This is a genomic window from Planococcus salinus, assembly GCF_003719725.1.
GTDB lineage: Bacteria > Bacillota > Bacilli > Bacillales_A > Planococcaceae > Planococcus > Planococcus salinus.
In genome coordinates, this window is record NZ_RIAX01000007.1 from 1 (window position 1) to 20,314 (window position 20,314).

At 46.4% G+C, this 20,314-nt stretch carries 18 protein-coding genes; 10 read left to right on the forward strand and 8 right to left on the reverse strand.

Annotated elements, in window-relative coordinates; all coding sequences use genetic code 11:
* Window positions 1–64: 64 nt before the first annotated feature.
* The gene (locus tag EEX84_RS10285) at window positions 65–973 is read right to left on the reverse strand and encodes a proline dehydrogenase family protein (protein WP_123165555.1); all 909 of its coding nucleotides are present in this window, start codon (window positions 971–973) and stop codon (window positions 65–67) included.
* Between the two features lie 385 nt (window positions 974–1,358).
* Between EEX84_RS10285 and EEX84_RS10290 the strand changes: the two genes are divergently transcribed.
* A complete protein-coding gene (locus EEX84_RS10290; RefSeq protein ID WP_123165556.1) occupies window positions 1,359–2,768 on the forward strand; it encodes a hypothetical protein in 1,410 nt (469 codons plus the stop codon).
* Window positions 2,769–2,840: 72 nt separating this feature from the next.
* Here the strand turns inward: EEX84_RS10290 and EEX84_RS10295 are convergent, their stop codons facing one another.
* Window positions 2,841–3,401 (reverse strand): shikimate kinase, encoded by a 561-nt coding sequence (locus tag EEX84_RS10295; RefSeq protein WP_123165557.1) that lies wholly within the window; start codon window positions 3,399–3,401, stop codon window positions 2,841–2,843.
* A gap of 114 nt (window positions 3,402–3,515) precedes the next feature.
* On the opposite strand from EEX84_RS10295, the gene EEX84_RS10300 reads away from it, so the two are divergent.
* Window positions 3,516–4,568: a lactonase family protein gene (locus EEX84_RS10300; protein WP_123165558.1), complete on the forward strand. Its 1,053-nt coding sequence runs from the start codon at window positions 3,516–3,518 to the stop codon at window positions 4,566–4,568.
* Between the two features lie 166 nt (window positions 4,569–4,734).
* Here EEX84_RS10300 and EEX84_RS10305 read toward each other — a convergent pair whose 3' ends face one another.
* On the reverse strand, window positions 4,735–5,061 hold the full coding sequence (locus EEX84_RS10305) for a hypothetical protein (protein WP_123165559.1): 327 nt from the start codon (window positions 5,059–5,061) through the stop codon (window positions 4,735–4,737).
* A gap of 3 nt (window positions 5,062–5,064) precedes the next feature.
* Window positions 5,065–5,643 (reverse strand): SCO family protein, encoded by a 579-nt coding sequence (locus tag EEX84_RS10310; protein WP_123165560.1) that lies wholly within the window; start codon window positions 5,641–5,643, stop codon window positions 5,065–5,067.
* A 200-nt stretch (window positions 5,644–5,843) separates the two neighbouring features.
* On the opposite strand from EEX84_RS10310, the gene glgB reads away from it, so the two are divergent.
* From glgB to EEX84_RS10340, 6 genes are read left to right on the forward strand one after another with little or no spacing between them, the layout of a single operon-like run.
* Window positions 5,844–7,757: a 1,4-alpha-glucan branching protein GlgB gene (glgB, locus tag EEX84_RS10315; RefSeq protein WP_240033958.1), complete on the forward strand. Its 1,914-nt coding sequence runs from the start codon at window positions 5,844–5,846 to the stop codon at window positions 7,755–7,757.
* Window positions 7,754–8,899 carry a glucose-1-phosphate adenylyltransferase gene (locus EEX84_RS10320; RefSeq protein ID WP_275669731.1) on the forward strand — a complete coding sequence of 382 codons (1,146 nt, stop codon included), beginning with the start codon at window positions 7,754–7,756 and terminating at the stop codon, window positions 8,897–8,899. Before glgB ends, EEX84_RS10320 begins: the two co-directional genes overlap by 4 nt.
* Complete coding sequence (locus EEX84_RS10325; protein WP_123165562.1) at window positions 8,899–9,921, forward strand: GlgC family sugar phosphate nucleotidyltransferase; 1,023 nt, start codon at window positions 8,899–8,901, stop codon at window positions 9,919–9,921. Before EEX84_RS10320 ends, EEX84_RS10325 begins: the two co-directional genes overlap by 1 nt.
* Window positions 9,918–11,354, forward strand: coding sequence for a glycogen synthase GlgA (gene glgA, locus EEX84_RS10330; protein WP_123165563.1), 1,437 nt, complete (start codon window positions 9,918–9,920; stop codon window positions 11,352–11,354). Before EEX84_RS10325 ends, glgA begins: the two co-directional genes overlap by 4 nt.
* Before the next feature lie 9 nt (window positions 11,355–11,363).
* Entirely contained in the window at window positions 11,364–13,757 is a 2,394-nt protein-coding gene (locus EEX84_RS10335; RefSeq protein ID WP_123165564.1) for a glycogen/starch/alpha-glucan phosphorylase, read from the forward strand.
* A gap of 12 nt (window positions 13,758–13,769) precedes the next feature.
* Window positions 13,770–14,579, forward strand: a complete 810-nt coding sequence (locus EEX84_RS10340) for an SDR family oxidoreductase (RefSeq protein WP_123165565.1) — start codon at window positions 13,770–13,772, stop codon at window positions 14,577–14,579.
* A 304-nt stretch (window positions 14,580–14,883) separates the two neighbouring features.
* On the opposite strand, the gene EEX84_RS10345 is transcribed toward EEX84_RS10340, so the two are convergent.
* Complete coding sequence (locus tag EEX84_RS10345) at window positions 14,884–16,050, reverse strand: RNA-guided endonuclease InsQ/TnpB family protein (protein WP_123165566.1); 1,167 nt, start codon at window positions 16,048–16,050, stop codon at window positions 14,884–14,886.
* 278 nt (window positions 16,051–16,328) lie between these two features.
* On the opposite strand from EEX84_RS10345, the gene EEX84_RS10350 reads away from it, so the two are divergent.
* Both EEX84_RS10350 and EEX84_RS10355 read left to right on the forward strand, forming a co-directional pair.
* Window positions 16,329–17,315: an MBL fold metallo-hydrolase gene (locus EEX84_RS10350; protein WP_123165724.1), complete on the forward strand. Its 987-nt coding sequence runs from the start codon at window positions 16,329–16,331 to the stop codon at window positions 17,313–17,315.
* 4 nt (window positions 17,316–17,319) lie between these two features.
* Window positions 17,320–17,592 (forward strand): DUF3006 domain-containing protein, encoded by a 273-nt coding sequence (locus tag EEX84_RS10355; RefSeq protein ID WP_123165567.1) that lies wholly within the window; start codon window positions 17,320–17,322, stop codon window positions 17,590–17,592.
* A gap of 53 nt (window positions 17,593–17,645) precedes the next feature.
* On the opposite strand, the gene EEX84_RS10360 is transcribed toward EEX84_RS10355, so the two are convergent.
* The 3 genes from EEX84_RS10360 to EEX84_RS10370 all read right to left on the reverse strand — a co-directional run bounded on the left by EEX84_RS10360 (window position 17,646) and on the right by EEX84_RS10370 (window position 20,253).
* Window positions 17,646–17,942, reverse strand: coding sequence for a DUF3219 family protein (locus EEX84_RS10360; RefSeq protein WP_123165568.1), 297 nt, complete (start codon window positions 17,940–17,942; stop codon window positions 17,646–17,648).
* 3 nt (window positions 17,943–17,945) lie between these two features.
* Entirely contained in the window at window positions 17,946–19,103 is a 1,158-nt protein-coding gene (locus EEX84_RS10365; RefSeq protein WP_123165569.1) for an acyl-CoA dehydrogenase family protein, read from the reverse strand.
* 61 nt (window positions 19,104–19,164) lie between these two features.
* Entirely contained in the window at window positions 19,165–20,253 is a 1,089-nt protein-coding gene (locus EEX84_RS10370) for a YkvI family membrane protein (RefSeq protein ID WP_123165570.1), read from the reverse strand.
* Between the last annotated feature and the right edge of the window lie 61 nt (window positions 20,254–20,314).

A 20,314-nucleotide genomic window follows, 5' to 3' on the forward strand; every position in this document is an offset into this window, starting at 1 on the left:
ACCCGTACGTACGGTGTTGTGAGAGGGGCGAAAATAAGTCAGCTTATTTTCCCTCTACTCGATTCTACTTAGACACAAGGCCCCTTAACGCCAAATTGATGTTCTGTGGCCGTTCCGCTAAGCGTCTCATATAATATCCATACCAGTCCTGACCGAACGGTACATAAGTAGTAAAGGCATATCCTTCCGCCGCCAATTCTTTTTGCAATTCAGTTCGGAAACCGTACAGCATTTGGAATTCGAAACGGTCATTTGAAATGTTATGTTCTTTCACAAACTTCTTCACTTCGTTGATGATGCGATGATCATGTGTAGCGATGGAAGTGAAGCCGGGATCCAGTAAATGGATTTTAATCAGCTTCAAATAATTTTCGTCAATTTCCTGTTTGCTTTGAAAAGCCACTTCCTCGATTTCTTTATAAGCCCCTTTAACCAAACGCAATCGTACGTTCTTCAGCCTTTCCAGATCCTTTTCCGAACGGTAAAGGTATGCCTGGATGACCGTCCCTACATTGCTGAAGTCTTCCATCAAGGCATAAAGAACATCGAGCGTTGGCTGCAAATGAGCATAATCTTCCATATCTATGTTAACGAACATTTCATATTTTGCTGCAATTGTCAGTATCTCTCTCATATTATCAAGACAGAACTCCTGGTCTACATCCAAGCCGACTTGCGTCAATTTTACGGACATATGCGCGTCCACTTCATATGCATGGATGGCTTCCATCGTCTCAATGATATGCTGTTTCGCTTCTGTTGCTTCTTCTTTGCTGAATACAAATTCTCCCAGATTGTCAATCGTTGCACTGATTCCATCATCATTTAATTTTTTGACAGACTTCATCATACTGTCAATATCGGTTCCGGCAACCATTTTACCGGCTCCTAACTTTAAGCCCCATTTTTTTGCACCGCTGTTCAGTAATTGGTTTTTGGACAATGCGATAAAAAAATCTCTAGTTAAACTCACTTCTATTCCTCCTATGCTTTTAAAAGCCGTATTTCTCTCGATAAGCGAGCAGATGATTTCAGAAATTCAAAACTGTGCAACGAGTTAGAATCCCGGGTGAAGGCTGCCAGAAGAACGGCGAAACCTAGCTTAATTATAATTGATATATCGGATTTCGCATATTGCAAATATGTATGAAAAATAAAAAAATTTTCCATACACATCTGCGTTAAAGTTAACTGGTACGAAAGACCGGTGTCTTAGTAGTATAGCCTTTTTAAGCGTCTTAAAACTTCTGTTTTTTAAAGAATTCCAAAAGGAATCAACGGAGAAGGACAACCATTTTTGCTGGAAAGGTGTAAAATAGGGAGGAACTTGCCATGAAATTGGTCAAAGGAGTTTTGTAATGAAAACCATAGCAGCGAAAGGCTTTACTATTTTCATCAGTTTGTATGCATTGCTGCATTTTATTTCCTATTTTGCCGAGTGGCCATCTTTTGAATTGTTATTGTCCATTCTTGGTATTTTCACTTTGGCCTTCGCATTCTGGTTGTTGCCGTTCAATCGGGCGAAGTTGCAGTTTTTCCTGATTTTGACGGCTGTGATCATTCTTGTTTTAACGAGCGACTCCAGCTGGAATGGAATGATAGAAGGCTTGCGGCAAATGCGTAATCTGGTCGGGTTATTGTTTATCGTCCCCATGATCAGTTGGGTTCTGAAAGAAGAACCATATATTGAGGAAATTATGAGTTTTGCTCATAACCTGTTGAACAAAAGCCATAAGTTTTATTTTGGATTAATGGCGATGACACAGGTAATCGCGCATTTTCTCCTTTTTGGAGCGGTGCCGATGATGTATCGTTTTATCGATTCTTTTCTGAAAGAACAAAAAGGGGAAGCGTGGGAGCATTTTAAAGGAACAGCCATTCTCAGATCCTTCGCTCTTTCCACCATGTGGGTCATCAGCATTCCGAGTTTTATCTTTGCTGTTGAAGCGCTGAATGCCACTCTGTGGAAATCCATGCTGTATGGTTTTCTTTTTGCGTTCGCCGGCACTGTCCTCTCAGTGATCTTCATGTCTTTTCAGGAGAAGAAGTACGACGTCGATTTTACGTCTGAACTGAAGGTGGAAATTGATAAAGCGATGCGCAATTCACGCAATACAGGTCGATGGAACAGGGATGTCATCGAATTTGTTTTTCTGTTCATCTCGTTGTTCGGCACCATTTTCATCGTTCATGAGATTTGGGGGTTGGAATTTTTACTGGTGATTCCACTGGTGATTTTTGTGTGGACCTTTCTTTACTTTTTCATTAAAAAAAGAAAGGAGAGCATCGTCAGCGATACAAAAATGTATTTCTCCCGCGGCATCGCCAACCAGGCTCAGCAATTCAGTATACTCCTGGCTGCCGGGTTACTGATTTTTTCATTGAACCAGTCAGGGGTGGGGAGTTATGTAATCAACGGCATGAATTACCTGACTGCCATTGTACCCGTCTTGAATATTCTGTTCCTCATTCCGTTCATCGTCATTTTCATGGGATTTGTGGGGCTAGGACCTTTACAGGCGATTGTATTGGTGACAGGGATATTGGAGGGGGCGGCACTTCCGTATCCGCCGGAACTGATTGTGCTGTCAGTAACTTCAGGAAGCGTGATTTCGATTCTGCTGTCTCCTTTTGTAATGCCGCTGATTATTTTAAGCAGTGTCAACGGACTGAGCGGTTTGAGAAATGGCTTGCACTTTAACTTGAAATTCGCCATCGTCTTTTATTGTATGGTGCAATTGTATATTCAGACCGTCATTTTGTTGTAAAGCCGCATAAAAACGGCAAACAACCGCCTTCTGCCAGTTGAGAAGGCGGTTATTTTATGTGAAAACCTGCTATTAATTTGAGTGAGGAGCATGAATCTCCCAGGACAATTTCAGTGCATCAGCAATGTACTCTGCCGCTTCTTCTGCCTGGAAATTGTCCACTTGTAATGTGGAATGGTTCAACGAATAAATACTTTGTCTTTCATAGAAAAGCCGTTCAATATCCTCCAGGGATCTGCCCTTCAGAAGTGGGCGGCTGTCTGAAAGAATGTGAATCCGCTCTTTCCAGGATTCCCAAGTGATGTCCAAAAACAAGACGACACAATTGGTCATGCAAATTTCCCGGATTTCCTCTTGCAGAAAAGCACCGCCGCCGACCGAAATGACATTCAGAGGCTGTTGGCTGAATTTCCGGATCAATTCTTTTTCTTTTTCCCGGAAGGCTTTTTCACCATACGTCTCGAATATTTGAGGAATCGGCATGGAAAACTCCTTTTCGATTTCCACATCAACATCAATGAAATTACGGTACAGCCTGCGGGCAAGCATTTTGCCGACAGTTGTTTTCCCTACACCCATGAAACCAATGCAAACAATACTTTTTTCTCTGATGGACAATCCGAAATTTCTCAATGCACACACTCATTTCTTTATAGGATTAGGCTTTGTGATATTTCATCTCTAACTTACTTTACATCACACGACCGATAAATTCATGGATTAATAAAACTTTTTGGAGGGATTTTGATGACAGGAACTTATCTGCTTACCGGTTCGTATTCCACTGCAGCAGAAGAAGGCATCAAGTTATGGAAATTTGATGGCTCGACCGGCTCCATTGACCCGCTAGCAGCAACCAAAGGCATTGAACGCCCATCTTTTCTGGCAGTTCACCCGAATGGAAAAAATTTCATCGCCACGAGTGAAGTGGGGGATGGAGAGCTGGTATCTTACAAGTTGGATACCGGGTCAAGCAGCATCTCCGAAATCAACCGCCAGAAGTCAAACGGCGACCATCCTGCTCACGTTTGCATCGATGAAACGGGGAAGTGGGCAATAGCCGTTAATTATTCGGGAGGAAATGTGAACCTGTACCCTTTGCATACTGACGGCTCCCTGGGAGAACTGGCAGATTCCGTAAAACATGAAGGGACAGGGCCCAATAAAGAACGTCAGGACGCAGCGCATCCTCATTCAGTATTTCAACTACCCGGAAAACCCTTATTCTTTGTATCGGATTTGGGGACCGATGAGATTTACACATACGAACTGGACGACAAGAAGGGCAAGCTGAACTTAAAGTTTGTGACAGAAGCACATCCTGGAATGGGTCCGCGGCACCTTGCTTTTCATCCGTCTGAAAACTTCGTGTACTCATTGGGGGAGTTAAACTCGACATTGGCCGTTTATACCTTGAATGCTGAAGGCGAATTAGACCTCACCCAAACGGTTTCGTTACTGCCGGAATCCTACAAAGGAGAAAACACCAGCGCTGAAGTCTGCGTGTCGTCGGATGGCCGCTACCTCTATGCGTCCAACCGCGGCCATGACAGCATCACAGCTTTTACCATCCAGGAAAACGGACAGTTGGAAACGATCGGTTTTGCGTCTTCCGGCGGAAAAGGGCCGCGTCATTTCACAGTGGTTCCAGAAACTCCATGGATGGTAGCCGCCAACGAAGAATCGGATCTATTGACCATTTTGAAAATCTCAGACAAAGGACTGCCCTGCCTGCAAGGTGAACCGGTTCCGACAACAGCGCCGGTTTGTGTAAAAGTAATTGCAGCAGAGTGGAAATAAAAAGCAGGCAAAGATTTTTTTCTTTGCCTGCTTTTCTTATTGTCCAGACTCCAGCGCCCAGCCCCTCGAGGTCGCTTCGGTCTTGCCAGCAATGGCAAAAAGCGCCATTACTTTCAAGCCCTCCAGCGCTTGTCGGGGCTACCCGGGCGCTTGCGCTTTTCTTTCATCACCAATCTGTTGCTTCTTTCTCCATTACGCCAAGCTCTTTCATCAAGCTGACAAACCGGCTGTCATTGTTTCCTTCAAAAGCTTTTTCTGTACACTCGGCATTAGGAGGGTAGCCCAGTTCCCGTGCATGTTCGAGCGTTGATTCTTCCAGAAAATTCGTCGGGTCAGCCTCCTGGAAGCAAGAAGGGGCGATATAGGTCCGGTAATTATGCTCCAGAACCACCCGTGTATCCGGTCCCGGCTGATTATCCCTCGGAAGGAAGAGCAATGCGACCAGGGCTCCTGCAAACAGCACTGCAGCTGCAATCGTCAGTTTCTGCTTCATGTATTATTCCTCCGCAAGCAAGATTTTGGCATCCGCTATAATTTCATCTGTTGGCGGATTGACCCCATTATAATCTTTCATCACCACACCATTTTTATCGACCAGGTAGAATGAGGTGCCATGAAGCACTTGATCATCATTTTCTGGTTTACGGGCAGGAGCTTTAAAGTTTTGAATGGCAAATTCATCGATTTTTTCAGGCGAGTAGCCCGTCAATAAATCCCAGGATGATAAATCAGCGCCGTAACTTTGAGCGTACGACTTCAATACTTCCGGTGAATCCACTTCAGGGTCCACGCTGAAGGAAACAATCCGTACATCCAGCCCTTCTTCTTTTAATTGCTCCTGTAAATCCGTCATGTTCGCCATCATCGGCAAACATACTGTGGTGCAGTTGGTGAAGACGAAATCAGCCAGCCAAACCTCTCCTTGTAAATCGTCCAAGCTTATATCTTCCCTATCCTGATTTATAAATGTAAATTCTTCTATTTCCCAGTTCAGAGGATCTTCAATTGCCGATCCGCATCCGGCCAGCAATAAGCTGAAAAATAGAAGCAAGGGGATCCATCTTTTTTTCTGCAATTGTCCTCGCCCTTTCTTATATTGAAAGTGATCCTCCTAATCGTAGTTGAAAAATACCTGCCAAACAAGGGGCGGATCTCCGCAATTTATGTAAAAATAGCGAACAACTTTCCTTGAAAATACTCATTCTTCCAATAATTTTGTATATTCACAAGGGATTGCCAAGCTCTGCAGCGAATATTGTTAGGAATGATACCGACATGGAAATGATCATTGATGGAGGTGCAATTTTGATTAAGCAGCTTGAATTATTGACACAGGAAAAATTGGCGGATTTCCATAATGGCCGAATGATCGATGCGTATTTATACTTTGGTGTTCACCTTGACCAAGATGCAACCGTATTTACAGTGTGGGCGCCGGACGTGAAAAAAGTGACGGTTGTTTGTTCTGATGCCGGGGAGCTCCAGGAAGAACGTTTTGACATGCAGATGCATCCACTGGATAACAGCGTATGGCAAGTCAGTATTCCAAAAAGAATGGTGGATGTGCGGTATGAATACGAAATTACTGCTGCGGATGGGGAAATCCTAAGAAAATCAGACCCCTATGCGCAGCGAGGGGAAATGCGGCCGAAAACACGGTCGGTCGTTTCTGAAAATTCAAGGCACGTCTGGTCGGACTCGACGCTGCATCAAAAGAAAAATATTGCAACGAATCATTACGAAAAGCCGATGACGATTTATGAGTTGCATATAGGAACATGGAAGCGCAACGACAAAGGCGAGTTTTTGTCGTATCGGGAACTGGCTGATGAGCTGCTGCCCTATATTAAAGAGCTGGGGTTTACCCATATTGAAATTCTGCCGATTACAGAACATCCGTTGGACGAATCATGGGGTTATCAGACAACAGGGTTTTTTGCGCCCACCATCCGTTACGGGACAGCAGATGACCTGAAATATCTGGTAGAACAATGTGCAGAAAATGGAATCGGCTTGTTTCTCGATTGGGTACCCGGCCATTTTTGCGTAGATGATCATGCTTTGGCGTGTTTTAACGGCACTTATTTATATGAAGAGGCCAGACCCGAACGCCGGACAAATCCGGACTGGGGGACGCTGAACTTTGACGTGCAAAAAGGCGAAGTCGTCAGCTTTATCCTGTCCAGTGCCCATTACTGGTTAAGTGAATTTAAATTTGATGGGTTGCGGATGGACGCTTTGGTGAACCTGCTTTTTATCCCGAACCGTCCGGAGAGGCCCCATAATGACGAAGGGGCTGATTTTCTCCGGAATTTGACAACGAGTTTGAAGCAGCACTACCCCGACGCCATTTTAATCGCAGAAGATGCATGGCATTATCCGGATGTGACAAAAGATGTGAAAGATGGAGGCGTGGGATTCCATTATAAATGGAATTTCGGCTGGATGCGGGACACTCAGGATTATATGCAACTGCCGCCATCCGAGAGGCCGGATGCCCATAAAAAGATCAACTTTGCGATGATCTATTATTACAATGACCGATTTATCTCTACTTTTTCGCACGACGAATTTGTCCATGGCCGCGGTTCATTATTGAACAAGTTTCCGGGGACCATCGAAGAGAAGTTTCATCAACTGCGGCTGCTTCTTGGGTTTTGGATCACTTTTCCAGGGAAGAAATTATTGTTCATGGGGCAGGAATTCGGTCAATTTGAAGAATGGAAGTTCCAACCGGAATTGGAATGGTATTTGCTGAAGGAACCAAAGCATTTACAGATGGCCACATTCACGAAAGAGCTGCTCGCTTTTTATAAAAGCGAAAAAGCATTATACGAATTGGATGACCGGCGAGAAGGATTTACCTGGTTGGATGCCAACAATCACGAGCAAAGTGTGGCATCTTTTATTCGCAGGGGCTTTTTGCCACAGGATGAATGTGTTGTTGTGTGCAATTTCTCCGACCGTGATTATGCAGAGTTCACGGTTGGTGTACCGGCAGAAGGAGATTATGAACAAGTGTTTTGTACAGCCCATAAAATGTATGGAGGCGGTACAGAAGCCACAGAAACGGTTTGCCGGTCGACGGATATTCCAGCGGATGAACAAACCCATTCCATCAAAGTCGAGTTGCCGGCATTTGCTATGTGCGTATGGAAACCAAAAAGGGAAAGAGGCGAGGCCAAGTGAAAAAAGAAATTGTCGCCATGTTATTGGCGGGCGGGCAGGGAACCCGTTTAAAAGAATTGACGTATACGGTTGCCAAGCCGGCTGTCCCGTTCGGCGGAAAGTACCGGATCATCGACTTTCCTTTATCAAATTGCCTGAATTCGGAAATTCATACTGTCGGTGTCCTGACGCAATATCAACCCCATATCCTGCATCATTATATTGGAATTGGTACACCGTGGGATTTGGACAGGCGCAATGGAGGGGTTACAATGCTGCCTCCTTACGCAGAAAAAGAAGGCATTAAATGGTATGACGGTACAGCAAACGCCATCTATCAGAACTTGCGGTTTCTGGAACAGTACGACCCTGAATATGTCCTGATTTTATCCGGGGATCATATTTACAAGATGAATTATGAGTTGATGCTGGAGTTCCATAAGCAAAATGATGCGGATGTGACAATCTCGGTCATTGAAGTGCCTTGGGAAGAAGCCAGCCGTTTCGGTATTATGGAAGCAGATGAGAACATGAAAGTGAAAGAATTTGCGGAAAAACCGGAAAAGCCGAAAAGCAATTTGGCTTCCATGGGCGTCTATATCTTTAATTGGCAGAAGCTGAAAAAGTACTTGAAAATCGATGTGGAAAACGAAGAATCCACCCATGACTTCGGGAAGGACATTATTCCGCTGATGCTCAGCGAAAAAGAAAAACTGTTTGCTTATCCTTTCAAGGGCTATTGGAAAGATGTCGGTACCGTCGCCAGTTTATGGGAAGCCAATATGGATTTGCTGAGAAGCGATTCAGGCTTGAATTTACACGATTCAGCGTGGCGGATCTATTCTTCGAATCCTCAGCTGCCGCCGCAGGTGATCACGAGAAATGGAGAAATCCAAAACTCACTCGTGAATGAAGGGTGCATCATTGAAGGGGAAGTGTCAAACTCGATTATCTCCCAAAACGTTGAATTGCGGACCGGATCGTCTCTTTCGGAAAGTGTAGCCATGAGCGGTGTCGTAATCGGGCATGATGCAACACTGATCCGCACGATTATTCCACCAAATCTCATCATTCCGGATGGTTTTCAGGCAGAAGGAAAAGACGGGGAAGTCGTGCTGGTGACTGAAGAACTTATCGCCGAATGGAAAGGAAGTGACGAGTAATGCGTTTAGTAGCAGTAGTGGATGCTTCGGTGAACATTCCGGGATTGGAAGATTTGACCATGTACCGATCCGTTGCTTCTGTGCCGTTTGCCGGCCGGTACCGCCTGATTGATTTTGTCTTATCGAATGTAGTGAATTCGAATATCAATTCCGTTGGCATTTTTCCTTCTTATCCTTTTGTTTCACTGCTTGACCATATAGGAATGGGGAAAAGCTGGGATTTGGACCGAAGAAAAGAAGGGCTGTTTTTCCTTCCGGTCGGTTTGCGCAAAGGAAATCATCTCGGTGTGGGCGATTTCGAAGCACTCGAAGAGCATATGGATTTCTTCAGAAAAAGCAGGCAGCAGTACGTAGTAATAACAAATTGCTTTACGGTGTGTCAGTTGGACTACAATGAGATGCTGGATGATCATCTGGCTTCAGGAGCGGACGTTACAGAAGCAGTGAGCAACGGCACATCGTTGAGAACATATATATTGGAAAAGAGCCTGTTGGTCCACATGATCAAGACTTTCCGCCAGCAGCGGGTCATCAGTGTGGAAGACGTCGTTAATCTGAAAAAGAACTATTACACCTATAACCAATATGAATACACCGGGTATCATGCAATCATCAATTCAAAGGAAAGCTATTTCGCTGAATCCATGAAGTTGTTGGAAGAGCCTCATTGGCGGAGCCTGTTTTTGCCGGACCGTCCCGTATATACGAAAGTGAAAGATGAACCGCCGACACGCTACATGGAAGGGTCATCAGTCAAAAGTGCACTCGTCGCAAATGGCGGCCAACTGGAAGGGATTGTCCGGAACAGCATCATCAGTCGCGCTGTGATCATTCAACAAAACGCAAGAGTGGAAAATTGCATCATTATGCAGAAATGCGTGGTGGAGGAAGATTGCGATTTATCGTATGTGATAGCGGATAAAGATGTCCGCATCGAAGCGGGAACCGTTCTTCACGGAACGAAAGAAAAGCCGATTGTACTGCGTAAAGGCGAGCATGTGATGAAGGAGGATGCTATATGAAAATTGTGATGGCTGCGTCGGAATGCATTCCTTTTGTCAAAACCGGCGGCCTGGCAGATGTAGTCGGTTCTTTGCCGAAAGAATTGGCGAAATTGGGGCATGACGTGACCGTTATTCTCCCGAAATACAGTGTGATTCCAGAAGAGCAGCAAGCAGAGTTTTCGCGAGGGGAAGAAATTCCGGTTCCTTTTGCCGAAAAGATGGTCAGCAGTGCACTGTTTACAACGGTACAGCACGAAGTCCGGTATGTTTTTGTGGAACATGACGGATATTTCGGGCGTGAGCAAATTTACGGGCAGGCGGACGACGGCGAACGCTTCGCTTTCTTCAGCCGTGCGGTATTGGCAGTGCTGCAAAACCGGGAATATCCTGCGGACATCCTGCATCTTCATGATTGGCATACGGCATTGATTCCGTTTTTGCTTGAAAAAGATCACCGGTATAAGGACTTACAAGGGGCATTGAAGACCGTTTTAACGATTCACAACCTGCAGTTCCAGGGCGTTTTTCCAAAGGAGTTATTGACAGCTTCACTGCAAATGGACGAACAGTATTTCAATGAACAAGGAGTCGAGTGGTATGGCAACTTGAACATGCTGAAAACCGGAATCCTGTTTGCAGACAAAGTGACGACTGTCAGCCCTTCTTACCGCGATGAAATTCTGACCGAACAGTACGGAGAAGGGCTGCATCCGCTTCTTCAGAAAAGAAAAGCAGATTTACAAGGAATCCTGAATGGGTTGGATACGTCTTTTTATAACCCGGCCACGGATTTGGCGATCGAGATGGAATTCGATTACACTTCAGTGGAAGGAAAAGGGGTTAATAAGCGGGCTGTCCAATCCCGGTTCGGCTTCCGCCAAAGAGGCGACATTCCATTGCTGACGATGATTTCCAGATTGGCAGGCCAAAAAGGGATCGATGTTTTAAAAGAAACGTTACCGGGGATATTGGAGAAAAATGATGTGCAGTTTGTTTTGCTGGGATCAGGAGAAGAACAGTACGAACAGTTTTTTCAGAAGCTGGCCACGGATTTCCCGGGAAAAGCAGCCGTTTATATTGGCTTTGATGAGCCATTGGCGCACCTTTTATACGCAGGAGCAGATATCTTTTTGATGCCATCCCATTTCGAACCGTGTGGGCTCAGCCAATTGATTTCCATGCGTTACGGAACCGTGCCGGTGGCCAATAAAACAGGAGGCTTAAAAGACACAGTCCACGAATACGATGCAGCTCAGCAAGCAGGAAATGGATTTTTAAGTGATTTTTCAAAAGGCGACTCATTCGATGATGCTATTCAACGGGCATTGACGATGTATCAGCAGTCCAGTCATTGGGATAAGATAAAACGAAACGGAATGCAAGGCGATTATTCCTGGTCCCGATCGGCAAAAGAATATGCTGAGGTATACGCAGGAGTCGCTGAAAGGTGATGATAATGGATGTTCCATTCCAAAGAAGAATTCAAAGAGACGTTCAGACGCCACTTGGAACAGCGAGACGGTAAAAAGGATCATGCTGCAGCTTATTCGGTGCTTGCCGGTATGGTACGTGACCATGTACACGAAAATTGGGAATACACGAAAAAGCTGGATCGGCAGGAACACAAAAAACAGCTTTTCTATTTTTCCATGGAATTTTTAGTTGGTCGAATGCTGGGACAAAATCTACAAAATCTGAAGATCCATGACATGGTCGAGGATGGTTTAAGGGAGCTCGGATTTCATTTGACGGACCTGGAAGAGATGGAGCCGGAACCAGGGCTGGGCAACGGAGGGCTTGGAAGGTTGGCTGCCTGTTTCCTGGACTCATTGGCATCGCTGGAGATGTCCGGTCATGGTTATGGTATCCGGTATAAAGGCGGTTTGTTCACGCAGCATTTTGTCGACGGATTCCAGACTGAGCGACCGACAAAGTGGATTGATGAAACGGATGGATGGGATGTAAGAAGGGAAGACTTGGCAATAGAAATCCCTTTTTACGGTGAAGTTCAAATCAGCTTAAAAGATGAATGGAGCCACCCGACATTAAACAATGCTGAGTGGGTGAAAGCAGTGCCTTATGACATGCCGGTAGTCGGAGCTTCGGGCAAACAGGTCAATACATTGCGCCTGTGGCAGGCGGAACCCTCCAATCAGCCACTTCCTTCATCCAAAACCAAAGATGAGTACCTGCAGGAAACCGAAGCGATCTCTGACCGTCTATACCCTGACGATCAACTGGACCCCGGAAAAATCCTGCGATTGAAGCAACAGTATTTTCTGTGCAGCGCTTCCATCCAAACCATTCTGAAAAACCGTGATTTCGAGCTTCATGAAATACCGGAGTACATTGCAATCCAAATCAACGACACTCACCCTGCGCTGGCAGTGCCGGAACTGATGAGAGTATTGATGGATGAAGAAGGTTTAAGCTGGAAGGACGCTTGGGATATTACGGTTCGCACGGTTTCGTATACCAACCATACCATTCTGGAAGAGGCCATGGAAAAATGGGAAATCCGATTGCTGCGGCCTTTGCTTCCACGCATTTACATGATTATTGAAGAAATCGATAGGCGGTTTAAAGAAAGTTTGGAATCGCAGGATATGGACGAAAAAGCATTCCATAAATTATCCATCATCGACAACGGCATAGTCAAAATGGCTGTACTGGCGGTCGTCGGAAGTTACAAGGTGAATGGAGTGGCCAAACTTCACACGGAAATTTTAAAGAAACGGGAATTGAAAGAGCTGTATGGACAGTTTCCAACTAAATTTCACAACAAGACAAATGGCATTACGCATCGGCGCTGGCTATTGAAAGCAAATCCGGAACTGTCCGAATTGATCACAGAATCAATTGGGCCCGAGTGGACAAAAGAACCGGAACGCTTGAAAGAACTGAAGTACTTTGCGCAGAGCCATTCCTTTCTTCAGGATTTTCAAGCGATCAAGCGGTTGAAAAAAGATCATTTGATTTATCACATTGAACGCACGCAAGATATCGTGGTGAATCCTGATTCCATATTTGATATACACATCAAGCGATTTCATGGTTACAAGAGGCAATTGATGAACATCCTGCATGTGCAGATGCTGTATGACCGGATCAAACGGGATGCTTCGTATCGCCCTTATCCCCGCACATTCTTTTTCGGCGGGAAAGCGGCACCGAGTTATCATTTTGCCAAGCAAGTCATCAAGATGATCAATACCGTTGCGGAAAAAGTGAATAATGATCCACTGGCAAAACAGCACCTGCACATCGTCTTTGTGGAGGATTACAATGTATCCCATGCGGAATATATGATTCCTGCAGCTGAAGTCAGCGAACAGATTTCGACCGCCTCCAAAGAAGCTTCGGGAACCGGGAACATGAAATTCATGATGAATGGAGCCCTGACACTTGGAACGGTTGACGGAGCAAACGTGGAAATCTTTGAACAGGCAGGAGAAGAAAATGCGTTTCTCTTCGGACTGCGGTCAGAGGAAGTGATGCGTTACGAAAAAGACGGAAACTATCATGCAAAAGAGATTATTCAGCAGAATCCGGAAATCGAACAATTGATGGAAGAATTGATCAATGGAGACTTGACCGGTGGCAAGCAGCATGGGTCTTTCATTGCACAACAGCTGCTGGATGATAACGACCCGTTTTTTGTTCTGGAAGATATCCAAAGCTATGCGGCAGCCCATGAGCGAATAGTGGAAGCTTATCAAGATTCGTCGAAATGGCTGGAGATGGCAGTGAAAAATGTAGCGGCTTCAGGCATCTTCTCGAGTGACCGGACCATTCAGCAATATTCGGATGAAGTATGGCAACTTCAGCGTTCATTGAGAAAAACGGGAGTGTAAGGAGGACGAAACATGGCGCAGGACACCTTTGACAATACGGATTTAAAAGATTATAAAGCAAGCGGCGTACTCGAAGGAAAAGTGGCAATCGTGACGGGAGCGAGCAGCGGCATCGGCCAGGCAGTGGCGATTGCCTACGCCAAAGAAGGGGCAAAAGTGGTGATCGGCTACCTGGATGATGACGAAGGGGCAGATAAAACCGTGCAGCTGGTTAGGCATTACGGCAGCGAAGCCAAAGCACTGAGTGGTGATTTGAGCAAATCGGACAACTGCGGGAAACTCGTCAACTTCGCATTGGATGAATTTGGCCAAATTGATATCCTGGTGAACAACGCAGGCTATCAATATCCGCAAACTTCTCCTCTTGATATTACGGATGAACAAATGCTGAAGACATTTGAGATCAAATCATTCGCTATGTTCTATCTCACCCGAGCGGCTCTTCCTCATTTGAAGAAAGGCGCACGCATCATCAATACCGCTTCGATCAATGCATACCGGGGACATTCCGATTTAATCGATTATTCGGGAGCGAACGGAGCGATGGTTTCCATGACACGGGCGCTCGCCAGGCGTCTGGTGCGCGAGGAAATTGCGGTGAACGGGATTGCGCCCGGACCGATATGGACGCCGCTCATCCCAAAAACCTTCGGTGATTTGAACCCGAATGTAGCGGATGATTTTGGAGAAGATGTGCCGGCAGGACGTGCGGGGCAGCCATACGAATTGGCAAAAGCCTTCGTCTTTCTGGCGGATCCGCAGAATTCCTATATGACTGGACAAGTGCTGCACATAAACGGCGGCGATTATATGTCTACGTGAAATATAATAAACAAGAGGCTGTCGAGAAACCCGGCAGCCTTCTTTTATTCTGTTCCACGGGAAGCTTTTCCCGTTCTATTGCAATTGTGTTGACATCCTCCCCCCACCTAAAATCCTGGCAGATTTTTGAGGAAGGGGATTCCAACAAAGGAGCCATTGATCGGGACCCTCTTCGTTGAATGGTTACCTTTCCCTCCTCTCCGTCCCGCTCGCCGGTTGAACCGGGGTACGGGTAGAGACTCAGCGGGGCAGGTGTACAGCGCAGTCGGGCGCCTTGCGAAGGGTATAAGACTCTTCGCAGCGGTCAGTTTACCGCAGTCGAAATCGGTGGTCTGGCGGCGATGACAAAACTCGCGTTGACGTCCGCGTTGTGCCGGTAGCCGCAAGAGCACGTGTAGCGAGAACCTCTTCGGTTCGTCTTCAAGGTGGTGCCGCACGCAGCACATTCCTGGCTCGTCTTGAACGGACTGACTTTCTGCACGACCAGCTCGGCTAGCTCGGCTTTGTACGCCAGTTTCGTTTCCAGGTCAAAGAACGCCCAGGAATTCACATTCCGGTCGCTGCGTTTCCAGTATCTCTTCATGGAGCGGATGCCTTTCAGGTCTTCGATCTTGATGATGGATGCACCTTGTGTTTTCGCAAACGCCACGATGTCTTTCGCAATCACATGATTCCAGTAATGGATGATGCGCTGTTCCTTGTTCTTCAGCCGCTTCAGCGCTTTCTGGTTTTTCTTCTGCATCAACGTTCGTCTCAAATTTGAAAACTTCCGGCGGACATGGCCGATTCGTTTGCCGGAAAACAGTAGATACTCACCGGTTGTTTGATCTCCCGCCACCGCAATAGCCTTCAGTCCGCGGTCGACACCGATCGCTTTGCCACTCGTGAGAGAACCTTTCATCTCAAATGAGAGGGCAAAGGAGAAATACCATGTCCCTTTTTTGCAGAACAGCTGGCCGCTGCCTTTCTTCGGCTGGATCGCCGGGTTGATGGATGGATTGTAGTAGTTCGACGTCTCATCCATTTCACCACTCAAGAGATAGTTCACCCAGAATAGCGTATAGGCGTTCGTCTTCAGTGGCACGTACTTCTCCACGGTCAACCGCCCTTCGTCTGCGGTTGGAACGCCCAGTTTGAGAAAGCCGTTGTCGAAGCGGAGATGCCAGTTCTGGTTGTTGAACGGGATGGCGATTTTCTGTCGGAACTGTGGGAACCCTTTCGTTTTGGTGTGTTTCTTCCAGTCCGCATAGCGGGAACAGGCCAGCTTGCGCGCTTCCTGTCGCAACGTGGACGGCAACTGGATGGGCGCGAGTGTCCGGTCGATTTCGGAAGCCTTGGACTCCGGGTTTTCCCGTTTCACACGGATTGCCACGTTGCAGGCTTCGGAAAAAGACGCGCGCATGTCTTCGTACAGGTGGATTTTGGCGTGTGTCGGTTCAAACAGCGGCAGCTTGATGGAAAGGATGGGCACGAAAGGTTCCTCCTTGTTTTCCTATTTCCATCAGCATACCAAAACGAACACACGTTCGCAAATAAATAGACGGACTATTTGAAAAAAACAGGCCAGAGATTCGTCTCCTCCCGAAACGCTGAAGCGTTTTGAGGAAGGAGTCTTTTCGCCAGTTGTGATAAACTTCTTTTGAGAAAGAAGGTGAATTGTTGAAAAACCTCTTGTTTATTTTACATATAATTCTTATTTGCTTTCTGTTTGCCGGATGTCTTCAGGAAACCGACAGACCGGAACAATCAATGGGAAAGGCAGAACCTGCAGCCGATTTGGAAGTGCATTTTATTGATGTCGGACAAGCGGATGCGACGTTGGTGAAATCAGACGACTTCACTGTTTTGATTGATACCGGAAATTGGAATTCAAGTGCTGCCGTCGATTATTTGCATGGGCAGGACATTACAGAGATCGATATCTTAATCGGTACCCACCCGGATGCAGACCACATTGGCCAAATGGACCGCATCATGGAGCAGTTCGAAGTCGGGGAAGTGTGGATGTCCGGAAATACAAGCACATCGGATGTATTTATCCGGACACTTGAAGCGATCGATTCCAGCGGTGCGGACTATTACGAACCCAGAGCAGGAGAGATATTCGATATCGGGGACATTCAAATTGATGTGCTTTATCCCGAAGAAATTACCGGAAAGGCGAACGAAGAATCGATTTCCCTGAAACTGACTTATGGAGAGGTTGATTTTGTGTTTACGGGAGATGCCGGGGTGAAGGAAGAACAGGAAATGGTAAATGCCGGTTTTGATTTGGATGCAGAGATTTTGCAGCTCGGGCATCACGGATCCAATACGTCAACCAGCTCTGAATTTTTGCAGGCGGTTTCTCCAGAGGTGGCGATTTACAGTGCGGGCGCCGAAAATTCATACGGGCATCCTCACGCAGAAGTGATTGCTGCGGCTGAAAATGCAGGAGCAGTCGTGTATGGCACCGATGTCAATGGGACTGTGATTGTGGAGACAGATGGAGAGCGTTATTCCGTGAGCGCCGAGCGGGAAGGTGTGCCGGTTGAAGGAGTGAATCGCTGCATCGATCTGAATGTCGCGTCATCAGCAGAGTTGCAGGAAATCGAAGGCATTGGGCCTGCCTACGCTGAAGACATCATCAGCGGACGTCCATTTGAAACAATTGATGATCTTGAGGAAATCAAAGGCATCGGTCAAGGGACGATTGATCGCATAAAGGCGCAAGGCCTAGTATGTACAGGGGGGTGACGGAATGAAAGGGACACTCGATCGGATTGAAGACGATGGACGCGCTGTGATCCTGCTCGAAGAACTGCAGCAGGAAATTGTTCTGCCGATGGAACGTTTGCCGGCAGGAAGCGACGTGGATTCCTGGTTTGACATTACATTGGAAAACGATGAAGTCACCTCCATTGTCCTGGATGAAACCACTTCCGCAAAAAAAACGGAGCAGGCAAACGAACTATTACAGAAATTGAAAAGCAAAAACTCCGGCAGTAAATTCAAAAGAAATAAGAGAAGCTAAAGAGAAACCCCAGAACCATCACGTAACGTGGTTCCGGGGTTTTATCGCCTGGTTTATGTTTTTTCGATCAGCTCCAAATAATAATCGGCTGTCTGGCCTTCTTTGTACAAATTAGTGATGGAAGTTGAATAATTGGAGATGCTGGCTTCAAAATCCAACTCTTCTTCAGGCACTTTGATGCGAAAATCCATTCCATAGAGCAGTACTGCAATATCGTGATATTCCTCGCTTGTCACTTTAAAATCGAATTTGATTTTTTGCAGCGGCTGTCCCGAAGAGCCGCTGACTTGTTCTTTCTGAAAGTTCAATGCTTCAATTTCCGTGTCGTTGATCCATACTTTTGTCGTCATTTGTTAGTCCACCTTTCTTTTTGTGAAAGCTTCGATTGCTTTTCCTGCCAGTTGGCTCTTGACCATATCTTCCATTGGAGGATTATAAAGGCCGGCACGGACATTCATGTAATGGCGGTGCATTGGATTGGATTGGGATAAAGCGCGGGATCCGACAATTTTCATGGCTTTGTCGACGATACCGATGGCGGCGTTGGTCACTGCGATTTTTGTCACATTGAGGGCTTCACCCATCGAGCTTTTATCGGCGGCGTTCTCATAACGTTCTACAGTGCCATAAAGAAGGTGGCGGGCAGTAACAAGTTCGAGTTCCATTTCTCCGATGGTTTGTCGGATGTTTGGTGCTTCGGCAATAGGCTTTTCCAGTGAAGCCGGTGTATACGTTGCTGCAAAGTCGACGGCATAAGCTCGCGCAGCTGCGGCAATTCCGATATAGCAGGCAGGAATGTGCAGCAGCCAGCCTTTGGCGCCTGCCGGCACTGATGGTGATTTTAATATAAAAGAAGCGGGGACGCGGACATTTTCCAGTACAAGCGTATGGCTTGCCGTTCCCCTCATCGCCAGCATATCCCATGATTCTTCAAAGGACACCCCAGGAGCATTTCTTGGTATGATGACAGTCTCTACTTCACCATTTTCCATTGCTGCGGTGACGAAGATATAGTCGAGGACTGGTGACATGGAAACATACGTTTTTTCCCCATTGACAATCAAGTCGTTGCCGTCGCGAATCGCCGTTGTCCGCGGCAAAGCTCCGCGGGCCGGACTGCCGGCATTGTTTTCAGTAGCCGCCGTATTGATCAGTGCTCCGTTACGCACTTCCTGCAACACCCAGTCAGCAGATTGCTGGAGCCAGTGCCGGTTTTCAGCATACTCGAGCAGGATGCCCACATGCCAGCCAATCGACAAGCCGGTTTCGCCGGAGGCTTCTGAAATGGCTTCCTGGGCAAGTATGTATTCGTATAAGCCAAAGCCCTGACCACCGTATTCTGTCGGAAGCGTCAGTTTGTGGTATTGTATCTGTTTTAACTCTTCGATGTTTTGAAATGGAAATGAACCGAAAGCATCCAGCTCAGCTTCCCGCTGTTGGAAAGCGGGAGTGAGCGATTTGATCTGCCCGATCAAATTCTGTTGTTCCGGAGTTTTGACAAACGCATTCATTAACAATCGCTCCTTCTGATTTGCTCTGTTAAAACCATAACATGAAAAAACCGTCAAAGCGTTATTGCACGCTTTGACGGTTTGCAGGTCCGGTAAGACCAACGGGTTTTACTTTTTTCCTGAATGAAGAGAAAATCAGCGCTCCGACAAGGAAAAGCCCAAGATAGCCGACGACCGGATAGAACATATTGACGAGTGATGTAAAGCCTACAAAACTCAATACATAAGCGATACCTCCGACAACCAATACAAAAATCCTGAATTTGTTGGTACCCATTACGACAAAACGGGCTGAGAATGAAAACAGCATGCTGACAGCCGTATTGTAAATCATACCGAAAAGAATGAAGGACATGAAAAATCCAAGGATTGGAGAAATATCATCGGCAATTTGCAGCATCGGCATTTCGGAGCCGCCGACTGAATCGATTTTCGAGAAAAGCGCCAAATGGCTCAACAAAATCAGAACCCCGATGCCGAGGCCGCCGATAAGTCCACCACGGGCTGCGACTTTTTCATCTTTTTCCGTGCCTCCCATGACGATAGCCATAGAAGCTCCGACAGCAATATTAAATGATACATAATTGATGGACGACAGGAACCAGTTAGGGACTGCTGAAATCTGCTCTTTGGCCAAAGGGTTAAGCTCAGCAAATGACAGCTCCATCGTGGTTAGGCTATAAATCATTAATGCAATGACGGTAAAAACGAGAAAAGGTGTGATGGTTCCAATGACGGCAATGACTTTCTGGACATTCATCATAATGGTCAAAATAACCAGTATCGCCATTACTGTGCTTCCGAGTGCGGAGGAAAGGCCGAACTGCTGGGAGAAAATAGAGCCTGCTCCGGCAATCATGACCACTCCAACACCAAATAAGGTAAGGATGATTATGTAATCCACGATTCGGCCAATCCATTTTCCGCTGATCCCGTAAATCACTTCGCGATGTGAAGTGGTCTTCATCACGCTGCCGAGACGGGTCAGGCTCATACCGAGATAGGCGAACAAAACGGTGGATATTAATGCTCCGATAATGCCAAGGTAACCAAAGCTTGTAAAATATTGAAGAATCTCCTGACCGGAAGCGAAACCAGCTCCCACGATGATTCCGATAAACGCACTGCCCATTTTTATGCTTCTTTTCATACTGTTCCTCCTAGATGTCTGGTCCAAAATCTCAAAAAATTGAACTTATACCAATATAGCA